Genomic DNA, 24,611 nt, shown 5'->3' with positions numbered 1-24,611 from the left:
CGCCGTCGGGCGCGCGGCATCGACAAGGAGAAGCCGTTTGCCGAAGTTGAGCGTCGATCTCGACACCATCAAGCGTCTCGCGCAGTTCGCCGCGCGGCGCAGCGCCGAAGACCGCATCCCGCAGGTGGCGGGCAGCCTCACGTTCACGACGATGCTGGCGCTCGTGCCGCTCGTGACGGTGGCGTTCGCGCTGTTCACCGCGTTTCCGATGTTCGCATCGTTCCAGATCTCGCTGCAGGGCTTCCTCGCCGATCACCTGATGCCCGCGCAGTTCAACATCCAGATCTTCAAGTATCTGAACCAGTTCGCGGCGAAGGCGAAGGGACTGACGACGGCCGGCCTGATCGTGCTCGTCGTCACGTCGGTGATGACGATGATGACGATCGAGTCCGCCTTCAACCTGATCTGGCGCGTGCGCAAGCCGCGCCCGTTCGCGCAGCGCGTGCTCGCGTACTGGGCGCTGATCACGCTCGGGCCGCTGCTGTTCGGCGTGAGTCTGTCGCTGTCGTCGTACTTGTTTACGCAGTCGCTCGCGTTTACGGGCGCGGCGCCGTCGACGTCGATCGTCGAATGGCTGCTCACGCTCGCGTCGCTGCCGCTGACGGTGCTCGCGTTCACGCTGCTGTACGTCTATCTCCCGAACTGCACGGTCGCGTGGCGCGACGCGGTGATCGGCGGGCTGTTCGCGGCCGTCGCGTTCGAGCTGGCAAAGCGCGGCTTCGGCTACTACGTGCGGCGCATTCCGACGTATACGGCCGTCTACGGCGCGTTCGCCGCGCTGCCCGTGTTCCTGTTGTGGATGTATCTGAGCTGGTTCATCGCGCTGCTTGGCGCGATGGTCACGTCCGCGCTGCCGGCGATCCGGATCGGCCAGTTCCACCGCGTCGACTATCCGGGCAGCGACCTGCTCGACGCGCTCGAACTGCTCGCGCGGCTCGCCGAAGCGCGCGCGGCCGGCAAGCCGGGCCGCAGCGCGATCCGGCTTGCGACGATGCTGCGCTGCGACATGCAGACGGCGCAGCGCCTCCTGACCTTGCTCGAAGAACGGGAATGGGTCGCGCGCCTCGAAGGCGGCGAGGACTCGCCGCGCTACATCCTGCTTGCGAATCCCGAGCGCCTGACGCTCGCGCAGCTGTTCGACGTGCTCGTGATCGACCGCGCGGAGCTCACGTATCAGCTGCAGCGGCGGCGCAGCCATATCGACGGCGGCGCCTTGCTCGCGGTGCTGTCGAGCGAGCGCTTCGACGTGACGCTCGCGTCGCTGATCGCCACGCACCGGCTGTCCGGCACGCAGCCGGCCGCGGCATCCGAGCCGGCGCCCGACGACGCGCCGGAGCCGCACGCGCATCCGCCGCGCACCGCGTGAGCGCGGTGGTGGCGATGGCGCTGCTCCCCGATCTGCCGCCGCTCGCGGGGACAGGTATCGGGGCTTTTTTCGGGATTCTCGGGCAGCAGCGCTCGAACTGTTCGAGATGCGGGCGGTGAACCGGCGGCGCTCGCCCGCTCGCACCGATGACGGTGCGTGACGGACGTTATGCCGTGCGTGCTCGCCAGTGCGTCGGTTCGATAATTTGCGCAACGATAGGAGCGTCGGCGTTCATGTTGAGCAGGTCGATCTTGCGACCGAGCATCACGAAGCACGACGCATCGCACGTGTTGTAGCCGGATTTGATCGCAGCATCGCGCACCGGATCGGCGCGGACGAGGCGCTCGTGTTCCAGAGCGATCTCGTGCAGATGCAACGACAACCGCTGTACTTCGTCCCAAGGGACAGCGTCATTAGAGCGCATCATTTCTACCGCAGTTAGTGCGCGACCGTGAAGCTCATGCGCAGGCCGAGCGACCGGATGATTTTCTGCACGGTTTCGTAGCGCGGGTGCGCGCCGGGCGTCAGTGCCTTGTGAAGCGCGACGCGGCCGACGCCGGCTGCTGCTGCAACCTTCGTCATACCGCGCGCCCGCGCGACCGCAGCGACGGCCGCGAGGAACACGTCGGGATTCGGGTCCTCTGCCGCGACGGCGAGGAATTCCGCGACCGCCTCATCGTTGTCGAGGTAATCGGCCGCATCGAACTCGGTGTAGTTGGTCATCGGTTACTCCTTCAGTTCGCGCGCCATCTGCGCGGCGCGCTTGATGTCCTTCCGTTGCGTTGACTTGTCGCCGCCGCACAGAAGGAGGTAGACCACTTCGCCGCGTCGAACGTAATACACGCGGTAACCCGGCCCGAAATCGATCTTCAGTTCGCAGACCCCTTCGTCGAGCACACGGTACTCGCCGAAGTTGCCGAGCTGCGCGCTGATCAGGCGGGCTGCGATTCGGGCCTTGCCGCGCTGATCGCGCAGGTTGGCAAGCCAATCGTTGAACTCCGTGGATCGCAGCAAAGTAACCATGCCAGAACTGTACCCAATTGGGTACATTTCAGCAAGGTGAAACATAAGGTCTTTTGACGGAGGCGCCGAGCACCGAAGATCAGGCGGGCGTTTCCTGCCTGCTCAAAACCACGCCGTACGTGCTTAATTGTTCGTGAGCCCGAAGGTCTGTTTTCGCCTTTTTTGCGTGGGCGAAGACCGCCGGAAACCTTTGTCAGACGGACTAGAGCGGGATCTTTCCGGTACAGATGTCCCTGAACATCACCCAGTCGCCCATCAGGCTGTAGACGGGGTGGCGGAACGTCGCGGGGCGGTTCTTTTCGAAGAAGAAATGGCCGACCCACGCGAATCCGTAGCCGCAGACGACGGCGGCCGGCAGCCACGCCCAGTCACCGGTCGCGATCGCCATCGCGACGCAGCCGATCACGCCGAGCGAGCCGATGAAATGCAGCCGCCGCGACGTGCGGTTCTGGTGTTCGTTCAGATAGTACGGATAGAAATCAGCGAAGCTGGCGAATTGCTCCGTATGCGTATGCGCCATGGCCGTCTCCTCGGGCCGCCGTCCACCCGGACATTGTGCGGCGGCCGGCGAACCTCCGCAAGCGGGCGCCGGTGCGCCCGGCGGGGCCGCGCGCTTTCCTTTTGACAGGCTTTCCGATAGGATCGAAAACGGTTTTGCATTCAAGCATGAGGGGACTACGATGCGCGTCAGCGATATTCTGAAAGTGAAGGGCAACACGCTGTTTACGGTGACGCCCGATAAGCCGCTGCGCGAAGCGGTCGACACGATGGCCGAACACGATATCGGTTCGCTCGTCGTGATGGAGTACGGCGATCTCGTCGGGATTCTGACGTTCCGCGAAATCATTCTGCGGCTGCGCGAAAACGGCGGCGCGATCGGCGACGTGCAGGTCCGCAAGGTAATGGACGAGCCGCTCACGTGCACGCCGGAAACCGACGTCAACGAAGTGCGCCGGATGATGCTCGAGCGCCATGCGCGCTACATGCCGGTGCTCGACAAGAAGGTGCTGATGGGCGTGATTTCGTTCTACGACGTCGCGAAGACGGTCGTCGAGGCGCAGAGCTTCGAGAACCGCATGCTGAAGGCCTACATCCGCGACTGGCCGGAACCGGAAGCCGAAGCGCACAAGCCCTGAACCGAAGGCAGCCCGCCGTCGCGATGACGACGTGCGGGCGCAGCCGGCCCGCATGCGGCGGCACAGGCAGCGCCTGCGCCGCCGCTTTTTCGACAACCACACGACAAGGCCCGCGCAGCTTCGCCGAGACGACGCGCGCGTATTCCGAATGAGCGATCAATCGCATGTTTCGTCGGGGCGGCGCAGCGAGCGGCGCGCCCATGCGTCCCAGTTCGACCTGTTGCGCGAACACCGTTTCGCGCCGTTCTTCACGACCCAATTCCTCGGTGCGCTGAACGACAACGTTTTCAAGATCGGTTTCACGTCGCTCGTCACCTATCACACCGCGCGGTTCTCGGGCGTCGACGCGAAAACCGCCGCATTCCTGATTTCCGCGATCTTCATCCTGCCGTTCGTGCTGTTCTCGGCCACGTCCGGCCAGATCGCCGACAAATACGACAAGGCGACGCTCACGCGCTTCGTGAAGACGTTCGAGATCGTGCTGATGCTGATCGGCGCGGCCGGCTTCGTCACGCACAGCGCGGCACTGCTGTATCTGTGCACGTTCATGATGGGGATGCACTCGACGCTGTTCGGCCCCGTCAAGTATTCGTACCTGCCGCAGCATCTCGGCGAGCACGAGCTCGTCGGCGGCAACGGGCTCGTCGAGATGGGCACCTTCATCGCGATCCTGATCGGGACGATCGTCGGCGGCGCCGCGGCCGGCATCGAAGGCAGCGGCGAGCGCGTGCTCGCGGTCAGCGTCGTCGCGATCGCGCTCGCCGGGCGGCTCGCCGCGCAGCGCGTGCCGCCGACGCCCGCGCCGCAGCCCGATCTCGTGATCAACTGGAATCCGGTCAGCGAAACGTGGCGCAATCTCGCGCTCGCGCGGCAGAACCGCACGGTGTTCCTGAGCCTGCTCGGCATCTCGTGGCTCTGGTTCGTCGGCGCGACCTTCCTCACGTCGTTCTTCAATTTCGCGAAGGACGTGCTGTCCGCGAGCCCCGACGTCGTCACGGTGCTGCTCGCGACGTTCTCGGTCGGCATCGGCCTCGGCTCGCTGCTGTGCGAGCGGCTGTCGCAGCGGCGCGTCGAGATCGGCCTCGTGCCGCTCGGCTCGATCGGCATCAGCGTGTTCGCGATCGATCTGTATTTCGCGAGCCATGCGCTGCCGGCGCCCACGCATCTGCTGTCGGTCGGCGAATTCCTCGCCGGCCTGCGTCACTGGCGCATTCTCGCCGACCTGTTCCTGCTCGCGATGTTCGGCGGCTTCTACAGCGTGCCGCTGTATGCGCTGATCCAGAGCCGCAGTGCGCCGACGCACCGCGCGCGCATCATCGCCGCGAACAATATCCTCAACGCGTTCTTCATGATCGTGTCGGCCGTGATGGCGATGGCGCTGACGAAGGCCGGCGTCGACATTCCGGGGCTGTTTCTCGTCACCGCGCTGCTGAACGTCGCGGTGGCCGCGTATATCTATCTGCTGGTGCCGGAGTTCCTGCTGCGCTTCGTCGCGTGGGTGCTCGTGCATACGTTCTACCGGATCCGGATCGTGCATGCGGAGCGGATTCCGGAAGACGGCGCGGCCGTGCTCGTCTGCAATCACGTGAGCTATGTCGACGCACTCGTGCTGGCGGCCGCGAGCCCGCGCCCGATCCGCTTCGTGATGGATCACCGGATCTTCAAGACGCGTTTCGCGAGCTGGGTGTTCCGCCATGCGAAGGCGATCCCGATTGCGCCGCGCCACGAGGATCCCGGCATGCTCGCGCGCGCGTACGACGCATGCGAGGCCGCGCTGAAGGACGGCGAGATCGTCTGCATCTTCCCCGAAGGCAAGCTGACCAAGACGGGCGACATCAACACGTTCCACCACGGCATTACCGAGATTCTGACGCGCGTGCCGGTGCCGGTCGTGCCGATGGCGCTGCGCGGGCTGTGGGGCAGCGTGTTCTCGCGGCATACGGATGCACGGCTGCCGCGGCCCGTGAAGCGCGGCGTGATGAGCCGGCTGACCCTGGCGGTCGGCGAGCCGATGCCGGCGGCGCTCGCGACGCCGGCCGCGCTGCAGGCCGCCGTGGCCGAACTGCGCGGCGCGCGCAAATAACGGTGCGTCGGCGCTGCGCGCCGGCGCACGATCGCATCGCGCGGCCCGGACGGCCGGCACGGCTGGCATAATGTCGGTTTACCTATTTTTCGATCGGCGAACCGGCGGCGTGCCTGTTGGACGACAGGCCGCGTTCGGGTTTGCGCATTTTCTTTGGGCGGTTCCACCATGTCCGGCAATACCCTCGGCACGCTTTTCACTGTCACGACCTTCGGCGAGTCGCACGGCCCCGCGATCGGCTGCGTGATCGACGGCTGCCCGCCGGGCATGGCGCTCACCGAGGCGGACATCCAGGCCGAGCTCGACCGCCGCAAGCCGGGCACGTCGCGGCACGTCACGCAGCGGCAGGAGGCCGACGAGGTCGAGATCCTGTCCGGCGTGTTCGAAGGCGTGACGACCGGCACGCCGATCGCGCTGCTGATCCGCAACACCGACCAGCGCAGCAAGGACTACGGCAACATCGTCGAGACGTTCCGGCCCGGCCATGCGGACTACACGTACTGGCAGAAATACGGCGTGCGCGACTATCGCGGCGGCGGCCGCTCGTCCGCGCGCCTGACCGCGCCGATCGTCGGCGCGGGCGCGGTCGCGAAAAAGTGGCTGCGCGAGCGCTTCGGCGTCGAGGTGCGCGGCTACATGAGCGCGCTGGGCGAGATCGACGTGCCGTTCGTCGACTGGTCGCACGTGCGCGAGAATCCGTTTTTCGCGCCGAATGCGGCGATCGTCCCGGAACTCGAGGCGTACATGGACGCGCTGCGCAAGGACGGCGATTCGATCGGCGCGCGCATCGACGTCGTCGCGTCCGGCGTGCCGGTCGGGTGGGGCGAGCCGGTGTTCGACCGGCTCGATGCCGACATCGCGAAGGCGATGATGAGCATCAACGCGGTGAAGGGCGTCGAGATCGGCGCGGGCTTCGACAGCGTCGCGCAGCGCGGTTCGGTGCACGGCGACGAGCTGACGCCGGCCGGTTTCGTCGGCAATCACGCGGGCGGCGTGCTCGGCGGGATTTCGACGGGGCAGGACATCACGGTGTCGATCGCGATCAAGCCGACGTCGAGCATCCGTACGCCGCGCCGCTCGATCACGAAGGACGGCCAGCCGGCGACGGTCGAAACGTTCGGCCGCCACGATCCGTGCGTCGGCATCCGTGCGACGCCGATCGCCGAATCGATGCTCGCGCTGGTGCTGATCGACCATGCGCTGCGCCACCGCGCGCAGTGCGGCGACGTCGACACGCAGACGCCGAAGATCGCCGGCAGCGCGACGTGATGCGGTACGCGCGCCGTCGCTGAGCGCTTCGACGCAGAAGGAAACGGGGCACGGCAATGAGCCGCGCCCCGTTTCTTTTTGCACGAAAAAAACGCCGCGTCGCGCGGCGTTGATGGGTGCGTCACATGTTCGGATAATTCGGCCCGCCGCCGCCTTCGGGCGTGACCCACACGATGTTCTGCGTCGGGTCCTTGATGTCGCACGTCTTGCAGTGCACGCAGTTCTGCGCGTTGATCACCAGACGATCGCTGCCGTCGTCGTTCTTCACGAACTCGTACACGGCCGCCGGACAGAAGCGGCCCTCCGGCCCCGCGTACGTGCGCAGGTTCACGTTCACCGGCACGCTCGGATCCTTCAGCGTCAGATGCGCCGGCTGGTTCTCTTCGTGGTTCGTGTTCGAAATGAACACCGACGAGAGGCGGTCGAACGTCAGCTTGCCGTCCGGCTTCGGGTAGACGATCGGCTCGCACTGCGACGCCGGCTTCAGCATCTCGTGATCCGCATGCTTGTGGTGCAGCGTCCACGGCACGTTGCCGCCCATCAGCTTCTGCTCGATGCCGACCATCAGCGTGCCGAGATACAGCCCCTTGGCCATCCACTGCTTGAAGTTGCGCGCGCGGTACAACTCCGTGTACAGCCACGACTGCCGGAACGCATCCGGATACGCATTGAGCTCGTCGCTCTGACGGCCGGCCTGCACCGCGTCGAACGCCGCGTCGGCCGCGAGCATGCCGGTCTTGATCGCCGCATGGCTGCCCTTGATTCGCGAGGCGTTCAGGAAGCCCGCATCGTCCCCGATCAGCGCGCCGCCCGGAAACACTGTCTTGGGCAGCGACATCAGCCCGCCGGCAGTAATCGCGCGCGCGCCGTACGACACGCGCTTGCCGCCTTCGAGGAACGCGCGGATCGACGGATGCGTCTTGTAGCGCTGGAACTCCTCGAACGGCGACAGGTACGGGTTCGTATAGCCGAGGCCGACCACGAAGCCGACCACGACCTGGTTGTTGTCCATGTGATACAGGAACGAGCCGCCGTAGGTGTCCGGCTTCAGCGGCCAGCCCGCCGTGTGGATGACGAGGCCCGGCTTGTGTTTGGCCGGATCGATTTCCCACAGCTCCTTGATGCCGATGCCGTACGCTTGCGGATCGGCGTTCGCGTCGAGCTTGAACTTCGCGATCAGCTGGCGCCCGAGATGGCCGCGACAGCCTTCGGCGAACAGTGTGTACTTCGCATGCAGCTCCATGCCGAGCTGGAAGTTCTCGGTCGGCTCGCCGTCCTTGCCCACGCCCATGTTGCCGGTGGCGACGCCTTTGACCGAGCCGTCGTCGTTGTAGAGAATCTCCGCGGCCGGAAAGCCGGGAAAAATTTCGACGCCGAGCGCTTCGGCCTGCTGGCCCAGCCAGCGCGTGACGTTGCCGAGCGAGATCACGTAGTTGCCGTGATTCTTGAAGTTGTCGGGCAGCGCCCAGTTCGGCGTTTGCACCGCGCTCTTCTCGGACAGGAACAGAAAGCGGTCTTCCGTCACCTCGACGTTCAAGGGCGCGCCGCGTTCCTTCCAGTCCGGGAACAGCTCGGTGAGCGCGCGCGGGTCCATCACCGCGCCCGACAGGATGTGCGCGCCGATCTCGGAACCCTTCTCGAGCACGCACACGCCGATCTCGGTGCCTTTCTCGGCAGCCAGCTGCTTGAGCCGGATCGCGGCCGACAGCCCGGCCGGGCCGCCGCCGACGATCACGACGTCGTATTCCATCGATTCGCGCGGGCCGTATTGCTCGATGAGGCTTGCGGGGGTCATTGGCGTTCCTCTAACCGTTAGAATGCTTTTATTCGGGAGCGTATTGTCTGCGAAACAAAACGCTTGCCGCAACAGCATCCGGCTAGATTAGCACGACCGTTCTATTTATGTGCTAGCGTTATGCCGTCCGTGCCGCGCCGTTCGAGGCGGCGAAACGAGACATCGAAAGGGGTGGGCAATGGGTCGATCGATCAATCTGGAAGGCAAGGTTGCGCTGGTGACGGGCGCGTCGAGCGGCCTCGGGCAACGCTTCGCGCAAGTGCTGTCGCAGGCCGGCGCGAAGGTCGTGCTCGCGAGCCGGCGCGTCGAGCGCCTGAAGGAGCTGCGCGCGGAAATCGAAGCGGAGGGCGCCGCCGCGCACGTCGTGTCGCTCGACGTCACCGACGTGCAGAGCATCAAGGCGGCCGTCGCGCACGCGGAAACCGAAGCCGGTACGATCGACATCCTCGTGAACAATTCGGGCGTGTCGACGATGCAGAAGCTCGTCGACGTGACGCCGGCCGATTTCGAGTTCGTGTTCGACACGAACACGCGCGGCGCGTTTTTCGTCGCGCAGGAAGTCGCGAAGCGGATGATCATGCGCGCGAACGGCAACGGCAAGCCACCGTACCGGATCATCAACATCGCGTCGGTGGCCGGGCTGCGCGCGTTTCCGCAGATCGGCCTGTACGCGATGAGCAAGGCCGCGGTCGTGCAGATGACGCGCGCGATGGCGCTCGAATGGGGCCGTCACGGGATCAACGTGAACGCGATCTGCCCGGGCTACATCGATACCGAAATCAACCATTACCTGTGGGAAACCGAGCAGGGCCAGAAGCTGCAGTCGATGCTGCCGCGCCGGCGCGTCGGCAAGCCGCAGGATCTAGACGGGCTGTTGTTGCTGCTCGCGGCCGACGAGTCGCAGTTCATCAACGGCTCGATCATTTCCGCGGACGACGGCTTCGGCGTCGCCTGAGCGGAGCCTCCGCAACGAAGAAGACTGCAATGAGCGATTACTTTCCCGTATTTGAAATGTCGATGCCGATCCGCTGGGGCGACATGGACGCATTCGGCCATGTGAACAACACGGTCTATTTCCGTTACATGGAGCAGGCGCGGATCTCGTGGTTCGAGCAGCTCGGCATCGCGGGCGGCAACGGCGAAGGGCATGGGCCCGTGATCGTCACCGCGTCGATGGAATTCCTGAAGCAGCTGCACTATCCGGGCGACGTGATCGCGAAGATGACGGCCGCGCGGCCGGGCCGCAGCAGCTTCGACACCGGTTTCGAACTCACGCGCGCCGACGATCCGCATCACGTCTATGCGCGCGGCAACGCGCGCTGCGTGTGGGTCGACTATGCGCTCGGCAAATCGGTGCCGCTGCCGCAAGTGCTGCGCGACGCGATCGAATCCGCGCTCGGCGCGAAGGTCGACTGAGCGCCGGCACGGCGGCTGGTCGCCGCTGCGCGCCGCCGGCGCCTTTGCTTTTTCGTTCCCGATCTTGCGCGCATCGACGGTGTCGGCCGCGCCGGCCGCGACGCCGGCCCGTCACTGCCCGAGCAGGCGCTGCAGCAGCTCCGCCGTATTGCTCGTGCCGTATTTGCGCATCAGCCGCGCGCGATAGATGTCGACCGTGCGCGAGCTGATGTCGAGCACGCGTCCGATCTGCTTGCTGGTCTTGCCGGTCGCGAGCTGCGCGGCGATCTCGCGCTCGCGCGGCGTCAGTTCGACCGCGACGCGGCGCGTCGCACTCAGATCCTCGAACGTCCACACGCCGGCCGCGAGCGGCGCGGTGCGATCGAGCGCGCGGCCCGTGACGTGGCACCAGAACAGTTCGCCGTCCGCCCGTTTCATGATCCGGTCGTCCGCGTAAATGCCGTTCGCGGCCATCACGCGCGAGATGCGCTCGCCGATCCGCTGGAATTCGTCCGGCGACGGGTACAGCACTTCGTACGATTGGCCGAGCAGGTCGGCGCGCGTGCAGCGGAAGATCGCGGCGACCGCGTCGTTGCAGTCCTCGATCACGCGGTCGCGCGACATGACGAGGCCGAGCGGTGCGAGATGGAAGGCGGTCTGGTAATCGAGAGCGGGCATGGACGCGGGCAGCCGGTGGCAAACGCTTATGTATTTTTGCGTATTGTGCCGTATCCGCGGCGCATCGTACCCTTTCGGACATCTCGCGGCGCATGCCGCGGTATAAAAACGGCGCGCTTCGACCCATACGGCGTCGAGCATGCATAGAATGATGCGGCGGGCTTGCGGGCCACGTCGGCGCGTAAACCGGTTTCGCTGGTTTCCATAGAGGAAGGGACATACAGATGAACAAAGTCTATCCAAGCGCGGCTGCGGCGCTGGAAGGGATCGTCCGCGACGGACAGACCTTCGCGGTCGGCGGCTTCGGCCTGTGCGGGATTCCGGAAGCCCTGATCGCCGCCTTGCGCGATTCGGGCGTCAAGGGCATCACCTGCATCAGCAACAACGCGGGCGTCGACGGTTTCGGCCTGGGCCTGCTGCTGGAAACGCGCCAGATCAAGAAGATGATCTCGTCGTACGTCGGCGAGAACAAGGAGTTCGAGCGCCAGTACCTCGCCGGCGAACTCGAGCTCGAATTCACGCCGCAGGGCACGCTGGCCGAGAAGCTGCGCGCCGGCGGCGCGGGCATCCCCGCATTCTTCACGAACACCGGCTACGGCACCGTGATCGCCGAAGGCAAGGAAACGCGCCAGTTCGGCGATCGCCATTACGTGCTCGAACCGTCGCTGACGGCCGACGTCGCGCTCGTGAAGGCCTGGAAGGCCGACAAATCGGGCAACCTGATCTATCGCCGCACGGCGCGCAACTTCAACCCGATGTGCGCGATGGCCGGCAAGATCACGGTCGCCGAGGTCGAGGAGATCGTCGAGAACGGCGAACTCGATCCGGACCACATCCACACGCCGGGGATTTTCGTGCAGCGCCTCGTGCTGAACGCGACGCCGGAAAAACGTATCGAACAACGCGTCGTGCGCGCGAAAGGAGACTGACATGGCCTGGAATCGTGACCAGATGGCCGCGCGCGCGGCGAAGGAACTGCAGGACGGCTTCTACGTGAACCTCGGCATCGGCCTGCCGACGCTCGTCGCGAATCACGTGCCGGAAGGCGTCGAAGTGTGGCTGCAGTCGGAGAACGGGTTGCTCGGCATCGGCCCGTCGCCGACCGAGGAGGAAGTCGACGCGGACCTGATCAATGCCGGCAAGCAGACCGTCACGACGCTGCCGGGCTCGTCGATCTTCTCGTCGGCCGATTCGTTCGCGATGATCCGCGGCGGTCACATCAATCTCGCGATCCTCGGCGCGATGCAGGTCAGCAAGAACGGCGACCTCGCGAACTGGATGATCCCCGGCAAGATGATCAAGGGGATGGGCGGCGCGATGGATCTTGTCGCGGGCGTGAAGCGTGTCGTCGTGCTGATGGAGCATGTCGCGAAGGGCGACCAGCACAAGATTCTCGACGAATGCACGTTGCCGCTGACGGGCGTCGGCGTGGTCGATCTGATCATCACCGATCTCGGCGTGATCGAAGTCACGCCGAACGGCCTGAAAGTTCTCGAACTCGCGGACGGCGTGAGCGTCGACGAGATCCAGGCGAAGACGGGCGCGCCGCTCGACGTGAGCGCGGTCGCCTGACGCCCGACGCGCGCCCGCGCGGCGCGCCGTGTTTCCGACGCCCCGCATGCCTGGCCGGCATGCGGGGCGTTCGTCTTGATGGGCCGGCGCGCCGCGCGAGCCGACCTGCGCAACGGAAGCGGTTTACAATCGATCGCATCGGACCCCGCGCCTGCGAGGCCCGCTGCGCCGCTCCCGTTCGACAGGATGCCACGATGCCCACGACTTCAGCGAATCCTCCGGTTCCCCGCCAGCGACGCGTGCAGTGCGCGAGCGCCGCGGGCCTTCATCACGTCGCGTATACCGAGTGGGGCGATCCCGCGAACCCGCGCGTGCTCGTGTGCGTGCACGGGCTCACGCGCTCGGGGCGCGATTTCGACCGGCTCGCGGCGGCGCTGTCCGACGTGTATCGCGTCGTCTGTCCCGACGTCGTCGGACGCGGGCGGTCCGACTGGCTCGCCGATCCGCGACACTATGCGATCCCGCAATACGTGGCCGACATGGTGACGCTGATCGCGCGCGCCGACGTCGAAACGGTCGACTGGTTCGGCACGTCGATGGGCGGGCTGATCGGCATCGCGCTGGCCGGGCTGCCCGGCTCGCCGATCCGCCGGATGATCGTCAACGACGTCGGTCCGCACATCGAGCCCGAATCGCTGACGCGCATCGGCGAATATCTCGGCGTGCAGCCGCGCTTTGCGACCGAGCAGGAGGGGATCGACTACCTGACGTCGCTGTCGCTGCCGTTCGGCGCGCTGACCGACGACGAATGGCGCGCGCTGAACGCGCCGCTGCTGCGCGAGCTGCCCGAAGGCGGCTGGACGATTCGCTACGATCCGCGCATCGCCGAGCCGTTCAAGGCGACGACGCCCGAGCTGGCCGCGCTCGGCGAAGCCGCGTTGTGGCGCGCGATCGAGACCACCGACGCGACGCTGCTCGTCGTGCGCGGCGCCGCATCGGACCTGCTGTCGCGCGAGACCGTCGCCGACATGGTGCGGCGCGGCCGGCATGTGATGCACGCGGAAATCCCCGGCGTCGGGCATGCGCCCGCGTTCGTCGACGCCGAGCAGATCGCGCTTGCGCGACGGTTTTTCGTCGAAACGGGCGCATAAACGCGTCATAATATGCGGTTCGGCGGCACGCGCAGCGTGGCCGCGACAACCTTCACCCATCATTTACGACCGGAACATTTCATGGCAGTCATTCGTCACCACGTCGGGCCGCGCCTGTCCGAAACCGCGATCCACAACGGTACCGTGTACCTGTCCGGCCAGATCGCCGAAGACACCACGCAGGACATCCGCGGCCAGACGCGCGAAGTGCTCGGCCATATCGATCGCCTGCTCGCCGAAGCGAACAGCGACAAGGCTCATCTGCTGTCCGTGCAGATCTACCTGTCCGATCTCGCGAACTTCGAGGGCATGAACGCCGAATGGGACGCATGGGTCGCGCCGGGCAACACGCCGCCGCGTGCAACGGTCGAGGCGAAGCTCGCCGATCCGGCGCTGCTCGTCGAGATCGTCGTCGTCGCCGCGCAGCGGAGCTGATCCGCGTCGAGATGACCGTATTCCGTCAGGCCGTGCGATGACCGAGTCCGTATCCGCTTCCTCCGTCGCGGCGCCGTCGTTCGACGACGTGCTTGCGTTCGTGCGCGAGCGGGCCGGCGACGCGTGTCTGGCGTCGGGCGAGCGGCTCGCCGATCACGCGGCCGGCACCGCGGCGATCATGCGCACGCTGAATGTCGATCCGCCCGCGATGCAGGCGGCCGCGCTGTTCGCGCTGACGCCGCATCTGAGCGACCCCGAACGCGAACTAACGGAGCGTTTCGGCGACGAAGTCGCGCGGCTCGTGGCCGACGTGCGCAAGCTGTTGCGGCTCGGCACGGTCAGCCTGCGCGCGGCGCAGCACACGGCGCCCGAGGCGGGCCGCGATGCGGCCCAGCAGCGGCGCGCGCAGATCGAGGCGCTGCGCAAGATGCTGCTCGCGTTCGCGCAGGACATCCGCGTCGTGCTGATCCGGCTCGCGTCGCGGCTGCAGTCGCTGCGCTACTACGCGGCGGCGAAGCTCGAGCCGCCGCCGGAAGTCGCGCGCGAGACGCTCGAGATCTATGCGCCGCTCGCGAACCGCCTCGGCATCTGGCAACTGAAGTGGGAGCTCGAGGATCTCGCGTTCCGCTTCGAGGATCCGATCACCTACAAGCGCATCGCCAAGCTGCTCGACGAGAAGCGTGCGGAGCGCGAGGCCTATGTCGCGCAGGCGATCGAGCGGCTGCAGCAGGAACTCGCCGCCGCGAACGTGCAGGCCGACGTCAGCGGCCGGCCGAAGCACATCTACAGCATCTGGCGCAAGATGCGCGGCAAGGAGCTCGATTTTTCCGAGCTGTACGACGTGCGCGCGTTCCGCGTGATCGTGCCGGACATCAAGGATTGCTACGCGGTGCTCGGCATCGTGCACCATCTGTGGCAGCCGGTGCCGAAGGAATTCGACGACTACATTTCGCGACCGAAGCCGAACGGTTACAAGTCGCTGCATACGGTCGTGATCGGCGACGACGGCCGCGCCTTCGAGGTGCAGATCCGCACGCAGGAAATGCATCGCTTCGCCGAATACGGCGTGGCCGCGCACTGGCGCTACAAGGAGGCCGGCACGCGCGGCTACGGCGGCCAGTTCTCGGCGAGCGACAAGTACGACGAGAAGATCGCATGGCTGCGTCAGCTGCTCGCGTGGAAGGACGACGTCGAGGACGGCGCCGAACATGCGGGCGACAAGGCGTGGGCGCAACTGCGCGAGACCTCGCTCGACGACGACCACATCTACGTCCTGACGCCGCAGGCGCGCGTGATCGCGTTGCCGCAGGGTGCGACGCCGGTCGACTTCGCGTATCACTTGCACAGCGAACTCGGGCATCGCTGCCGCGGCGCGCGCGTCGACGGCGCGATGGTGCCGTTGAATACGCCGCTTGCGAACGGTCAGACGGTCGAGATCGTCGCGGTGAAGGAGGGCGGCCCGTCGCGCGACTGGCTGAACCCGCAGCTCGGCTATCTGAAGAGCCCGCGTGCACGCCAGAAGGTGCGCGCGTGGTTCAACGCGATCGAGCAGGAAGAGAACATCGCGCACGGCCGTGCGCTCGTCGAAAAGACGCTGCAGCGCGAAGGCAAGACGTCGGTGAGTCTCGACAGCCTTGCCGCGAAGCTCGGCTTCAAGTCGCCCGAAGAGCTGTTCTCGGTCGTCGGCAAGGAAGAGTTCAGCCTGCGCAACATCGAGCAGGCGTTGTCCGACGCACCGCCCGCCGAGCCGGCGCCCGAGGCGCCCGCCGATTTCGAGAAGCGCAGCAGCGGCGCAAGCGTCGCGCACGGTGCCTCGACGGGCGTGCTGGTGGTCGGCGTCGATGCGCTGCTCACGCAGCTCGCGCGCTGTTGCCGGCCCGCGCCGCCGGATCCGATCAGCGGTTTCGTCACGCGCGGCAAGGGCATGTCGATTCACCGCAGCGACTGTGCGACGTTCCGCCGGATGGCCGAGCGCGCGCCCGAACGCGTGCTGCATACCACCTGGTCGGCCGACGTGCTCGGCGGCCGCGGCGCGTCCGTCTATCCGGTCGACCTGATGATCGAGGCGACCGATCGGCAGGGCCTGTTGCGCGACATTTCCGAAGTCTTCGCGCGCGAGAAGATGAACGTGGTCGGCGTGAAGACGCAGAGCCGCCGCAATACGGCCTTCATGCAGTTCACGGTCGAGGTGTCGAATTCGGCGCAGGTGCAGCGCGCCTGCACGCTGCTCGGCGAAGTGCAGGGCGTCGTGCGGGCGGGGCGCAAGGCGTAAGGCAGCGGTCTCGCAAAACGGGGCGCGATCGCTTGCTGTTTCGGTTTACCGCTACGGCTTGCCGCTACGGTTCACTGCTACGGCTTGCCGCTCCGGGCGCCGCCGCGGTTTTCCTGCGGTTACATAAAACGCTTGCCAAACCGATAGCGGCTCTCTATAATCTCAGCTTCTCTAGGCTCGTAGCTCAGCTGGTTAGAGCACCACCTTGACATGGTGGGGGTCGTTGGTTCGAGTCCAATCGAGCCTACCAACGAATTGAGAGCGCCCGGTTTCCGGGTGTTCGATGCAGTAAGTAACTCAACGCATACAAGGCGAATACGGTTATGACACCGCGAACGTTGACCGAAACCTTTTCGGAGCGACGCTAGTCGAGGAACGTTTTCGCCCTTGCGGTTTGAGTAAAGTATCGAATGCGGCCCCTCGAAAGCGGGGCCGCATTTTTTTTGTCGCGAAATTTTCGCGTACGACGTGCGTCGTGCGCCTTTGGTCTGCCGCCCACGGTCGGCATCACGGAGAGTGCTATGGTTTCGATACGCTTGCCTGACGGGTCAGTTCGACAATACGAGCATCCGGTGACGGTCGCCGAAGTGGCGGCGTCGATCGGTCCCGGCCTTGCGAAGGCTGCGCTCGGCGGCAAGCTGGACGGCGAACTCGTGGATACGTCCGCCGTCATCGATCACGACGCCTCGCTCGCGATCGTTACCGACAAGGATCCGGACGGTCTCGACATCATCCGTCACTCGACCGCGCACTTGCTGGCCTATGCGGTGAAGGAGCTCTATCCGGACGCGCAGGTCACGATCGGCCCGGTCATCGACAACGGCTTCTACTACGATTTCGCGTACCACCGCCCGTTCACGCCCGAAGATCTGGAAAAGATCGAGAAGCGGATGCAGGAGCTCGCGAAGAAGGACGAGCCCGTCACGCGCCGTGTCGTGTCGCGCGACGAGGCGGCCGGCTACTTCCGCAGCATCGGCGAAAAGTACAAGGCCGAGATCATCGAGTCGATTCCCGAGAGCGACGAAATCAAGCTGTACTCGCACGGCGGTTTTACCGACCTGTGCCGCGGCCCGCACGTGCCGTCGACGGGCAAGCTGAAGGTCTTCAAGCTGATGAAGGTGGCCGGCGCGTACTGGCGCGGCGACTCGAAGAACGAGCAGCTGCAGCGCATTTACGGCACCGCCTGGACCAAGAGGGAAGATCAGGACCAGTACCTGCATATGCTCGAGGAAGCCGAGAAGCGCGATCACCGCAAGCTCGGCAAGCAGCTCGACCTGTTCCACATGCAGGAAGAGTCGCCGGGCATGGTGTTCTGGCACCCGAAGGGCTGGGCGCTGTGGCAGCAGGTCGAGCAGTACATGCGCCGCCGCGTGAACGAGGCCGGCTATCTCGAGATCAAGACGCCGATGATCATGGACCGCTCGCTCTGGGAAGCGTCCGGTCACTGGCAGAACTATCGCGAGAACATGTTCACGACCGAGTCGGAGAAGCGCGACTACGCGATCAAGCCGATGAACTGCCCCGGTCACGTGCAGGTGTTCAAGCACGGCCTGCGCTCGTATCGCGACCTGCCGCTGCGCTACGCGGAATTCGGCTCCTGCCACCGCAACGAGGCATCGGGCGCGCTGCACGGGCTGATGCGCGTGCGCGGCTTCGTGCAGGACGATGCGCACATCTTCTGTACGGAAGAGCAGTTCATCGCCGAGTCGATCGCGTTCAACACGCTGGCGATGAGCGTGTACAAGGATTTCGGGTTCGAGCATATCGACATCAAGCTGTCGCTGCGCCCCGAACAGCGCGCCGGCACGGACGAGACCTGGGACCGCGCGGAGCAGGGCCTGCGCGACGCGCTGACGGCGTGCGGCCTGTCGTGGGAGGAGCTGCCGGGCGAGGGCGCGTTCTACGGCCCGAAGATCGAGTACCACATCAAGGATGCGCTCGGCCGTTCGTGGCAGTGCGGCACGCTGCAGCTCGACATGGTGCTGCCGGAGCGCCTCGGCGCCGAGTACGTCGCGGAAGACAACAGCCGTCGCCGGCCCGTGATGCTGCACCGTGCGATCGTCGGCTCGATGGAGCGATTCCTCGGCATTCTGATCGAGCACCATGCGGGCGCGATGCCGGTCTGGCTCGCGCCGGTGCAGGCGGTTGTGCTCAATATCGCCGAAAGTCAGGTCGAATATGCGCAGTCTCTGGCCCAAACGTTGCAAAAACAAGGGGTTAGAGTGACGGCCGATTTGCGCAACGAGAAGATTAGCTATAAAATACGCGAGCACACGCTGGAAAAGGTGCCTTATCTGCTCGTCGTGGGCGACAAGGAGCGTGATGCACAAACGGTAGCCGTGCGTGCCCGTGGCGGCGTCGATCTTGGCGTTATGCCGGTCGAAGCCTTCGTTGAGCGTCTGCAGGAAGACCTGCGCTCGTTCAAGTAACCACCCTGGCAGCGCGGCTCGTTTTTTTAATTTTTAGAGGAAACGTAACATCGCTACTGATAAGTCGTCGCATCGCATCAACGGTGAAATCACTGCGCCGGAAGTGCGTCTGGTCGGAATCGAGAACGAACCGCTCGGTATCGTAAAGCTCGCTGATGCTTTCCGTAAATCGGAAGAACTGGATGTTGACCTGGTGGAAATCGCGCCGCAGGCGTCTCCGCCGGTTTGCCGTCTGATGGATTACGGCAAGTTCAAGTACCAGGAAGCCAAGAAGCAGCATGAAGCGAAGCTGAAGCAGAAGGTCATCCAGGTCAAGGAAGTCAAGTTCCGGCCGGGTACCGATGACGGGGATTACAACGTCAAGCTTCGCAATCTCGTGCGCTTCCTTGAGGAAGGCGACAAGACGAAGATCACGTTGCGTTTCCGCGGCCGCGAAATGGCTCACCAGGAAATCGGCATGCGGATGCTCGAGCGTCTGCGCACCGATCTCGAGGAAGTCGGCCAGGTCGAGCAGATGCCGAAGATGGAAGGGCGCCAGATGATCATGGTGCTCTCGCCGAAAAAGAAGAAGTAACGGGCCGGCGCGCAGTGGCGCGCGGGTTTCGCAGTGGTTCGGCGCGTCGCCCTGTCGGGCGGCGCGCCAGAAACGACGGCGGCTGCATGCAGCGCGCCGTACACAAGTGGACTGGGTTTCGAAGGGCGGGTCAGGGGCGCAAGCCAACCGCACACCCATCGCCATCTAATAAACTGGAGTTGTTCGTCATGCCTAAGATGAAGACCAAGAAGAGCGCCGCAAAGCGCTTCGTGGTGCGTCCGGGCGGTACCGTCAAGCGCGGTCAAGCCTTCAAGCGCCACATCCTCACCAAGAAAACCACGAAGAACAAGCGTCACCTGCGCGGCGCCACGGCAGTTCATGATTCCGATCTGAACTCCGTCCGCGCGATGCTCCCGTTCGCGTAACCCCTCAACCGATACTCTAAGGAGAGAAACATGCCTCGAGTCAAACGTGGGGTAACCGCACGGGCCCGTCACAAGAAGATCATCAACCTGGCCAAGGGTTATCGCGGCCGCCGCAATAACGTCTACCGCATCGCCAAGCAGGCGGTGATGCGCGCTGGTCAGTACGCGTACCGCGATCGCCGCAACAAGAAGCGTGTGTTCCGCGCACTGTGGATCACGCGTATCAACGCGGCAGTTCGCCAGCACGACATGACCTACAGCGTGTTCATCAACGGCCTGAAGAAGGCGTCGATCGAACTCGACCGTAAGGTGCTGGCCGACATGGCGGTGTTCGACAAGGCTGCTTTTGCTGCGATCGTCAAGCAGGTGAAAGCCGCCGTTGCAGCCTAATTGCAAAATTAGCACTGCGTGGTGAGTTGCAGCGATGTTCCGGTAGTCTCGGCCGCTGCAGCGAAAACGGGGGCTCTTCCGAGCCCCTTTTTTTATCGGCCCTCGCTGGGCCGCCCGAAGCGGGCCGCGCGCCCGGCGGGCAGCGAACGAAGCGTGCGTGAGGGCCGTTTTCTGTTGGCCGGACGAATTCGCCGGTCAAGACCGAATGACGTTGGAAATGATGGGATCTATGGATCTGGACCAGATTGTCGCCGACGCGCAGCAGTCCTTCGAACGGGCTGCCGACATCACCACGCTCGAAAACGAGAAAGCACGATTTCTCGGCAAGTCGGGCGCGCTGACCGAGTTGCTGAAGGGCCTCGGCAAGCTCGATCCCGAAGCACGCAAGACCGAAGGCGCACGCATCAACGTCGCGAAGCAGCAGGTTGAAGCCGCGCTGACCGCACGCCGTCAGGCGCTTGCCGACGCGCTGCTGAACCAGCGCCTCGCCGCCGAAGCGATCGACGTCACGCTGCCCGGCCGCGGCGCGGGCACCGGCACGCTGCACCCCGTGATGCGCACGTGGGAGCGCGTCGAACAGATTTTCCGCTCGATCGGTTTCGACGTGGCCGACGGGCCCGAGATCGAGACCGACTGGTACAACTTCACGTCGCTGAACAGCCCGGAGAACCATCCGGCGCGCTCGATGCAGGACACCTTCTACGTCGAAGGCAAGGACGCCGACGGCCGCCCGCTGCTGCTGCGCACGCACACGAGCCCGATGCAGGTGCGCTACGCGCGGATGAACCGTCCGCCGATCAAGGTGATCGCGCCGGGCCGCACGTATCGCGTCGACAGCGACGCGACGCATTCGCCGATGTTCAACCAGGTCGAAGGGCTGTGGATCGACGAGAACATCAGCTTTGCCGACCTCAAGGGCGTCTATACCGACTTCCTGAAAAAATTCTTCGAGCGCGACGACATCCTCGTGCGCTTCCGTCCGTCGTACTTCCCGTTCACGGAACCGTCGGCCGAGATCGACATGATGTTCGAGCACGGCAAGAACGCCGGCAAGTGGCTCGAGATCTCCGGCTCGGGGCAGGTGCATCCGACCGTGATCCGCAACATGGGCCTCGATCCCGAGCGCTACATCGGCTTCGCGTTCGGCAGCGGCCTCGAGCGTCTGACGATGCTGCGCTACGGCGTGCAGGATCTGCGCCTGTTCTTCGAGAACGATCTGCGCTTCCTGCGCCAGTTCGCGTAACGCGCGCCGCGCCGACATGTGCCCGCGCCGCTCCGACGACGGAGCGCCGGGCGTCGATCTAACCCGTTTCGAACGTAGACATCCATGCAATTCCCTGAATCCTGGTTGAGAACCTTCGTCGACCCGCAGATGACGACGGACGAGCTGTCGCACGCGCTGACGATGGCGGGGCTCGAAGTCGAGTCGCTGAGCAAGGCCGCGCCGCCGACGTCGAAAATCGTCGTCGGCCGCGTGCTCGAAGTCGTCAAGCATCCGGATGCCGACAAGCTCAATGTCTGCCAGGTCGACGCCGGCACGGGCGCGACGCTGAACATCGTCTGCGGCGCGCCGAACGTGGCGCCCGGCATCAAGGTGCCGGTCGCGCTGGTCGGCGCGGAGCTGCCGCCGGCCGAAGAGGGCGGCAAGCCGTTCGCGATCAAGCTGTCGAAGCTGCGCGGCGTCGAAAGCCAGGGGATGCTCTGCTCGGCGCGCGAACTGAAGCTGTCGGAAGACCACAGCGGCCTGCTGATCCTGCCGGAAGACACGCCGGTCGGTCAGGACATCCGCGATGCGCTGAACCTCGACGACACGATCTTCGAGATCAAGCTGACGCCGAACAAGGCCGACTGCCTGTCGGTGTTCGGCATCGCGCGCGAAACCGCCGCGATCACCGGCGCGCCGCTGACGCCCGTCGAGATTCGCCCGGCGCCCGTCGAACTCGACGAGACGCTGCCGGTGCGCATTTCGGCGCCCGATCTGTGCGGCCGCTTCTCGGGCCGCGTGATTCGCGGCGTGAACGCGCGTGCGAAGACGCCGCAGTGGATGGTCGAGCGCCTCGAGCGCGCGGGCCAGCGCAGCGTGTCGGCGCTCGTCGACATCTCGAACTACGTGATGTTCGAACTCGGCCGGCCGTCGCACGTGTTCGATCTGGACAAGATCCACGGCGGCATCGAAGTGCGCTGGGGCAAGCGCGGCGAGTCGCTGAAGCTGCTGAACGGCAACACGGTCGAGCTCGACGAGACGGTCGGCGTGATCGCCGACGATCGTCAGGTCGAAAGCCTCGCGGGCATCATGGGCGGCGACAGCACGGCCGTCACGCTCGACACGACGAACATTTATCTGGAAGCCGCGTTCTGGTGGCCGGACAGCATCCGCGGCCGCGCACGCAAGTACAACTTCTCGACCGATGCCGCACATCGTTTCGAGCGCGGCGTCGACTATGCGACGACCGTCGAGCACGTCGAACGCATCACGCAGCTGATCCTGGAAATCTGCGGCGGCAAGGCGGGCCCGGTCGACGATCAGGCCGTGAATCTGCCGCAGCGCACGCCGGTGAAGATGCGCGTGTCGCGCGCGAACCGCATCATCGGCGTGCAGATCGACGCGGATGAAATCGCGAACATCTTCACGCGCCTCGGTCTGCCGTTCGAGCGCGACGGCGACGTGTTCTCCGTCACGCCGCCGTCGCACCGCTTCGATATCGAGATCGAGGAAGATCTGATCGAGGAAGTCGCGCGCATCTACGGTTTCGAGAAGATTCCCGCGCGTCCGCCGGTCGCGACGAGCGAGATGCGCGCGACGAACGAAACGCGCCGCTCGATCCACGACATTCGTCATGCGCTGGCCGCGCGCGACTACGCGGAAACGGTCAACTTCAGCTTCGTCGATGCGGAATGGGAACGCGATTTCGCGGGCAACGACAACCCGATTCGCCTGCTGAATCCGATCGCGAGCCAGCTGTCGGTCATGCGCACGACGCTGTTCGGCAGCCTGATCGCGGTGCTGCGCCATAACCTGAACCGCCGCGCGGACCGCGTGCGCGTGTTCGAGACCGGCCGCGTGTTCATCGCCGATCCGTCGGTGAAGGCGGGCGAGCTGACGGTCGAAGGCTATGCGCAGCCGAAGCGCGTCGGCGCGCTGGCCTACGGCCCGGCGTTCGACGAGCAATGGGGCATCGCGACGCGCGCGGTCGATTTCTTCGACGTGAAGGGCGATCTCGAGGCGCTGCTCGCGCCGGCATCCGCGCGCTTCGTCAAGGCCGAGCATCCGGCACTCCATCCGGGCCGCAGCGCGCGCATCGAGGTGGACGGCCGCGCGGTCGGCTGGATCGGCGAACTGCACCCGCGCCTGATGCAAAAGTACGAGCTGCCGCACGCGCCGGTGATGTTCGAAATCGACGCGGATGCGCTGATCGCGCGCGCGCTGCCGGCGCCGACCGACGTGTCGAAGTTCCCGCCGGTGCGCCGCGATATCGCGGTCGTCGTCGATCAGGCGGTCGAAGTACAGACGCTTTTCGACGAAATGAAGCAGGCGCTTGCGGACGACGCGTGCCGATTCGTTCAGAAGGTTGTACTCTTCGACGAATTTCGTGCAAAATCAAATACTTCCGGTGGTCTTGCCGCACACGAGAAGAGCCTTGCGTTCCGCGTGACGCTGCAGGACCCGGCGGGCACGCTACAGGACGAGGTCGTCGATCAGGCGATCCAGGCGCTGGTCGAGCGCATGGCTCGTGCCGGTGCGCGCCTGCGCGGCTAAGGAGAGGGGCCGCCCGTTCGCGGGCGGATTGTCCCGATCGTGAGTTTGGGTTTAACGCGCTGTATGGCAGATATGAACGACATGACCTCGAGTGAATTCGAAGCCCTCCTGACGGCGCAACGCAGCGCCATGAACCGCGACGCGGCGGCGTCGGCGTCCACCGAGACGCCTACGCTGACGAAAGCGGAGCTGGCGGAGTTGCTGTTCGACAGCGTCGGGCTGAACAAGCGTGAAGCGAAGGACATGGTCGAGGCGTTTTTCGAAGTGATCCGCGACGCGCTCGAAAACGGCGAAAGCGTCAAGCTGTCGGGGTTCGGCAACTTCCAGCTTCGCGACAAGCCGCAGCGCCCGGGGCGCAATCCGAAGACGGGCGAGGCGATTCCGATCGCGGCCCGCCGAGTGGTAACCTTCCACGCAAGCCAGAAGCTCAAGGCGCTGGTCGAAAACGGCGCGGAGCCGACCGCCGCGCGCTGACGCCCCGCGCGGCCGCCGCGCGTCCCTTTACCGACGGTTAACCGACGATGACCAACACGGTTGAGAAAGTCGTCTTGCCTCCGATTCCCGCGAAGCGCTACTTCACGATCGGCGAAGTCAGCGAACTATGCGGGGTCAAGCCGCATGTGCTGCGTTATTGGGAACAGGAATTCACGCAGCTGCGGCCGGTGAAGCGGCGCGGCAACCGCCGGTATTACCAGCATCACGAAGTGCTGCTGATTCGCCGGATCCGCGAGCTGCTGTACGAACAGGGCTTCACGATCAACGGCGCGCGCAACCGGCTCGACTCGCCGGGCAGCGAGCGCGCCGCGGCCGGCCCCGAGGAGCTGGCCGCCGACGAAACGCGCGCGGCCGGCAGCAAGCCCGGCGCGACGGTCGACGTGGCCGCGCTGCGGCAGGCTTTGCTCGACGTGATCGACGGCCTGAAGCACGACTGATCCGTTCGACGGACCGCATACGAAAGCC

The 24,611-nt window shown here is 65.3% G+C and carries 25 protein-coding genes and 1 tRNA gene; 20 read left to right on the top strand and 6 right to left on the bottom strand.

What is annotated here, in order from left to right; all coding sequences use genetic code 11:
* The first annotated feature begins 37 nt into the window (after positions 1-37).
* Positions 38-1,366 carry a YihY family inner membrane protein gene (locus ACSHSS_RS19325; RefSeq protein ID WP_217060699.1) on the top strand — a complete coding sequence of 443 codons (1,329 nt, stop codon included), beginning with the start codon at positions 38-40 and terminating at the stop codon, positions 1,364-1,366.
* Positions 1,367-1,532: 166 nt separating this feature from the next.
* Here the strand turns inward: ACSHSS_RS19325 and ACSHSS_RS19320 are convergent, their stop codons facing one another.
* The 4 genes from ACSHSS_RS19320 to ACSHSS_RS19305 form a co-directional block, all read right to left on the bottom strand.
* Positions 1,533-1,748: a hypothetical protein gene (locus tag ACSHSS_RS19320; protein WP_249177819.1), complete on the bottom strand. Its 216-nt coding sequence runs from the start codon at positions 1,746-1,748 to the stop codon at positions 1,533-1,535.
* Positions 1,749-1,804: 56 nt separating this feature from the next.
* Positions 1,805-2,089: an addiction module antidote protein gene (locus ACSHSS_RS19315; protein WP_006409266.1), complete on the bottom strand. Its 285-nt coding sequence runs from the start codon at positions 2,087-2,089 to the stop codon at positions 1,805-1,807.
* A gap of 3 nt (positions 2,090-2,092) precedes the next feature.
* The gene (locus tag ACSHSS_RS19310) at positions 2,093-2,389 is read right to left on the bottom strand and encodes a type II toxin-antitoxin system RelE/ParE family toxin (RefSeq protein WP_035950265.1); all 297 of its coding nucleotides are present in this window, start codon (positions 2,387-2,389) and stop codon (positions 2,093-2,095) included.
* A gap of 202 nt (positions 2,390-2,591) precedes the next feature.
* Entirely contained in the window at positions 2,592-2,909 is a 318-nt protein-coding gene (locus ACSHSS_RS19305) for an Mpo1-like protein (RefSeq protein WP_006402097.1), read from the bottom strand.
* A gap of 160 nt (positions 2,910-3,069) precedes the next feature.
* Between ACSHSS_RS19305 and ACSHSS_RS19300 the strand changes: the two genes are divergently transcribed.
* From ACSHSS_RS19300 to aroC, 3 genes are all read left to right on the top strand, one after another.
* A complete protein-coding gene (locus ACSHSS_RS19300) occupies positions 3,070-3,525 on the top strand; it encodes a CBS domain-containing protein (RefSeq protein WP_006402096.1) in 456 nt (151 codons plus the stop codon).
* 148 nt (positions 3,526-3,673) lie between these two features.
* Positions 3,674-5,608, top strand: a complete 1,935-nt coding sequence (locus ACSHSS_RS19295) for an MFS transporter (protein ID WP_445545387.1) — start codon at positions 3,674-3,676, stop codon at positions 5,606-5,608.
* A 168-nt stretch (positions 5,609-5,776) separates the two neighbouring features.
* On the top strand, positions 5,777-6,877 hold the full coding sequence (gene aroC / locus ACSHSS_RS19290; RefSeq protein ID WP_105840317.1) for a chorismate synthase: 1,101 nt from the start codon (positions 5,777-5,779) through the stop codon (positions 6,875-6,877).
* Positions 6,878-6,998: 121 nt separating this feature from the next.
* Here aroC and ACSHSS_RS19285 read toward each other — a convergent pair whose 3' ends face one another.
* A complete protein-coding gene (locus ACSHSS_RS19285) occupies positions 6,999-8,672 on the bottom strand; it encodes an electron transfer flavoprotein-ubiquinone oxidoreductase (protein ID WP_006402093.1) in 1,674 nt (557 codons plus the stop codon).
* 178 nt (positions 8,673-8,850) lie between these two features.
* Here ACSHSS_RS19285 and ACSHSS_RS19280 point away from each other — a divergent pair, with 178 nt between their 5' ends.
* Positions 8,851-9,627 carry an SDR family oxidoreductase gene (locus ACSHSS_RS19280; RefSeq protein ID WP_445545386.1) on the top strand — a complete coding sequence of 259 codons (777 nt, stop codon included), beginning with the start codon at positions 8,851-8,853 and terminating at the stop codon, positions 9,625-9,627.
* Between the two features lie 29 nt (positions 9,628-9,656).
* On the top strand, positions 9,657-10,088 hold the full coding sequence (locus ACSHSS_RS19275) for an acyl-CoA thioesterase (RefSeq protein ID WP_006402091.1): 432 nt from the start codon (positions 9,657-9,659) through the stop codon (positions 10,086-10,088).
* A 111-nt stretch (positions 10,089-10,199) separates the two neighbouring features.
* On the opposite strand, the gene ACSHSS_RS19270 is transcribed toward ACSHSS_RS19275, so the two are convergent.
* A complete protein-coding gene (locus ACSHSS_RS19270; protein WP_006413753.1) occupies positions 10,200-10,745 on the bottom strand; it encodes a PAS and helix-turn-helix domain-containing protein in 546 nt (181 codons plus the stop codon).
* A gap of 224 nt (positions 10,746-10,969) precedes the next feature.
* Between ACSHSS_RS19270 and ACSHSS_RS19265 the strand changes: the two genes are divergently transcribed.
* From ACSHSS_RS19265 to ACSHSS_RS19200, 14 genes are all read left to right on the top strand, one after another.
* Positions 10,970-11,674 carry a CoA transferase subunit A gene (locus ACSHSS_RS19265; protein ID WP_006402089.1) on the top strand — a complete coding sequence of 235 codons (705 nt, stop codon included), beginning with the start codon at positions 10,970-10,972 and terminating at the stop codon, positions 11,672-11,674.
* A 1-nt stretch (position 11,675) separates the two neighbouring features.
* Complete coding sequence (locus ACSHSS_RS19260) at positions 11,676-12,317, top strand: CoA transferase subunit B (RefSeq protein WP_006402088.1); 642 nt, start codon at positions 11,676-11,678, stop codon at positions 12,315-12,317.
* Positions 12,318-12,511: 194 nt separating this feature from the next.
* Entirely contained in the window at positions 12,512-13,408 is an 897-nt protein-coding gene (locus ACSHSS_RS19255; protein WP_445545385.1) for an alpha/beta fold hydrolase, read from the top strand.
* A gap of 81 nt (positions 13,409-13,489) precedes the next feature.
* Positions 13,490-13,843, top strand: a complete 354-nt coding sequence (locus ACSHSS_RS19250) for a RidA family protein (RefSeq protein WP_012467599.1) — start codon at positions 13,490-13,492, stop codon at positions 13,841-13,843.
* Between the two features lie 37 nt (positions 13,844-13,880).
* On the top strand, positions 13,881-16,115 hold the full coding sequence (locus tag ACSHSS_RS19245) for a RelA/SpoT family protein (RefSeq protein ID WP_217262587.1): 2,235 nt from the start codon (positions 13,881-13,883) through the stop codon (positions 16,113-16,115).
* Positions 16,116-16,288: 173 nt separating this feature from the next.
* Positions 16,289-16,365, top strand: a tRNA-Val gene (locus ACSHSS_RS19240).
* 271 nt (positions 16,366-16,636) lie between these two features.
* Positions 16,637-18,544 carry a threonine--tRNA ligase gene (gene thrS, locus ACSHSS_RS19235; RefSeq protein WP_369716785.1) on the top strand — a complete coding sequence of 636 codons (1,908 nt, stop codon included), beginning with the start codon at positions 16,637-16,639 and terminating at the stop codon, positions 18,542-18,544.
* Between the two features lie 49 nt (positions 18,545-18,593).
* Positions 18,594-19,118, top strand: a complete 525-nt coding sequence (gene infC / locus ACSHSS_RS19230; RefSeq protein WP_080512257.1) for a translation initiation factor IF-3 — start codon at positions 18,594-18,596, stop codon at positions 19,116-19,118.
* Between the two features lie 188 nt (positions 19,119-19,306).
* On the top strand, positions 19,307-19,504 hold the full coding sequence (gene rpmI, locus ACSHSS_RS19225) for a 50S ribosomal protein L35 (RefSeq protein WP_004191477.1): 198 nt from the start codon (positions 19,307-19,309) through the stop codon (positions 19,502-19,504).
* Positions 19,505-19,534: 30 nt separating this feature from the next.
* Positions 19,535-19,894 carry a 50S ribosomal protein L20 gene (rplT, locus tag ACSHSS_RS19220; RefSeq protein WP_004192938.1) on the top strand — a complete coding sequence of 120 codons (360 nt, stop codon included), beginning with the start codon at positions 19,535-19,537 and terminating at the stop codon, positions 19,892-19,894.
* Between the two features lie 229 nt (positions 19,895-20,123).
* Positions 20,124-21,137, top strand: a complete 1,014-nt coding sequence (pheS, locus tag ACSHSS_RS19215) for a phenylalanine--tRNA ligase subunit alpha (RefSeq protein ID WP_006408513.1) — start codon at positions 20,124-20,126, stop codon at positions 21,135-21,137.
* A gap of 84 nt (positions 21,138-21,221) precedes the next feature.
* Positions 21,222-23,651 (top strand): phenylalanine--tRNA ligase subunit beta, encoded by a 2,430-nt coding sequence (pheT, locus tag ACSHSS_RS19210; RefSeq protein WP_175686868.1) that lies wholly within the window; start codon positions 21,222-21,224, stop codon positions 23,649-23,651.
* Between the two features lie 72 nt (positions 23,652-23,723).
* On the top strand, positions 23,724-24,125 hold the full coding sequence (locus tag ACSHSS_RS19205; RefSeq protein ID WP_012467600.1) for an integration host factor subunit alpha: 402 nt from the start codon (positions 23,724-23,726) through the stop codon (positions 24,123-24,125).
* Between the two features lie 47 nt (positions 24,126-24,172).
* Entirely contained in the window at positions 24,173-24,583 is a 411-nt protein-coding gene (locus ACSHSS_RS19200) for a MerR family transcriptional regulator (protein WP_035950287.1), read from the top strand.
* Positions 24,584-24,611 lie beyond the last annotated feature (28 nt).

The sequence above is a fragment of the Burkholderia sp. BC1 genome (assembly GCF_052683555.1).
Note: the sequence above shows the minus strand (reverse complement) of the source record. Positions and strands in the feature narration are given on the sequence as shown.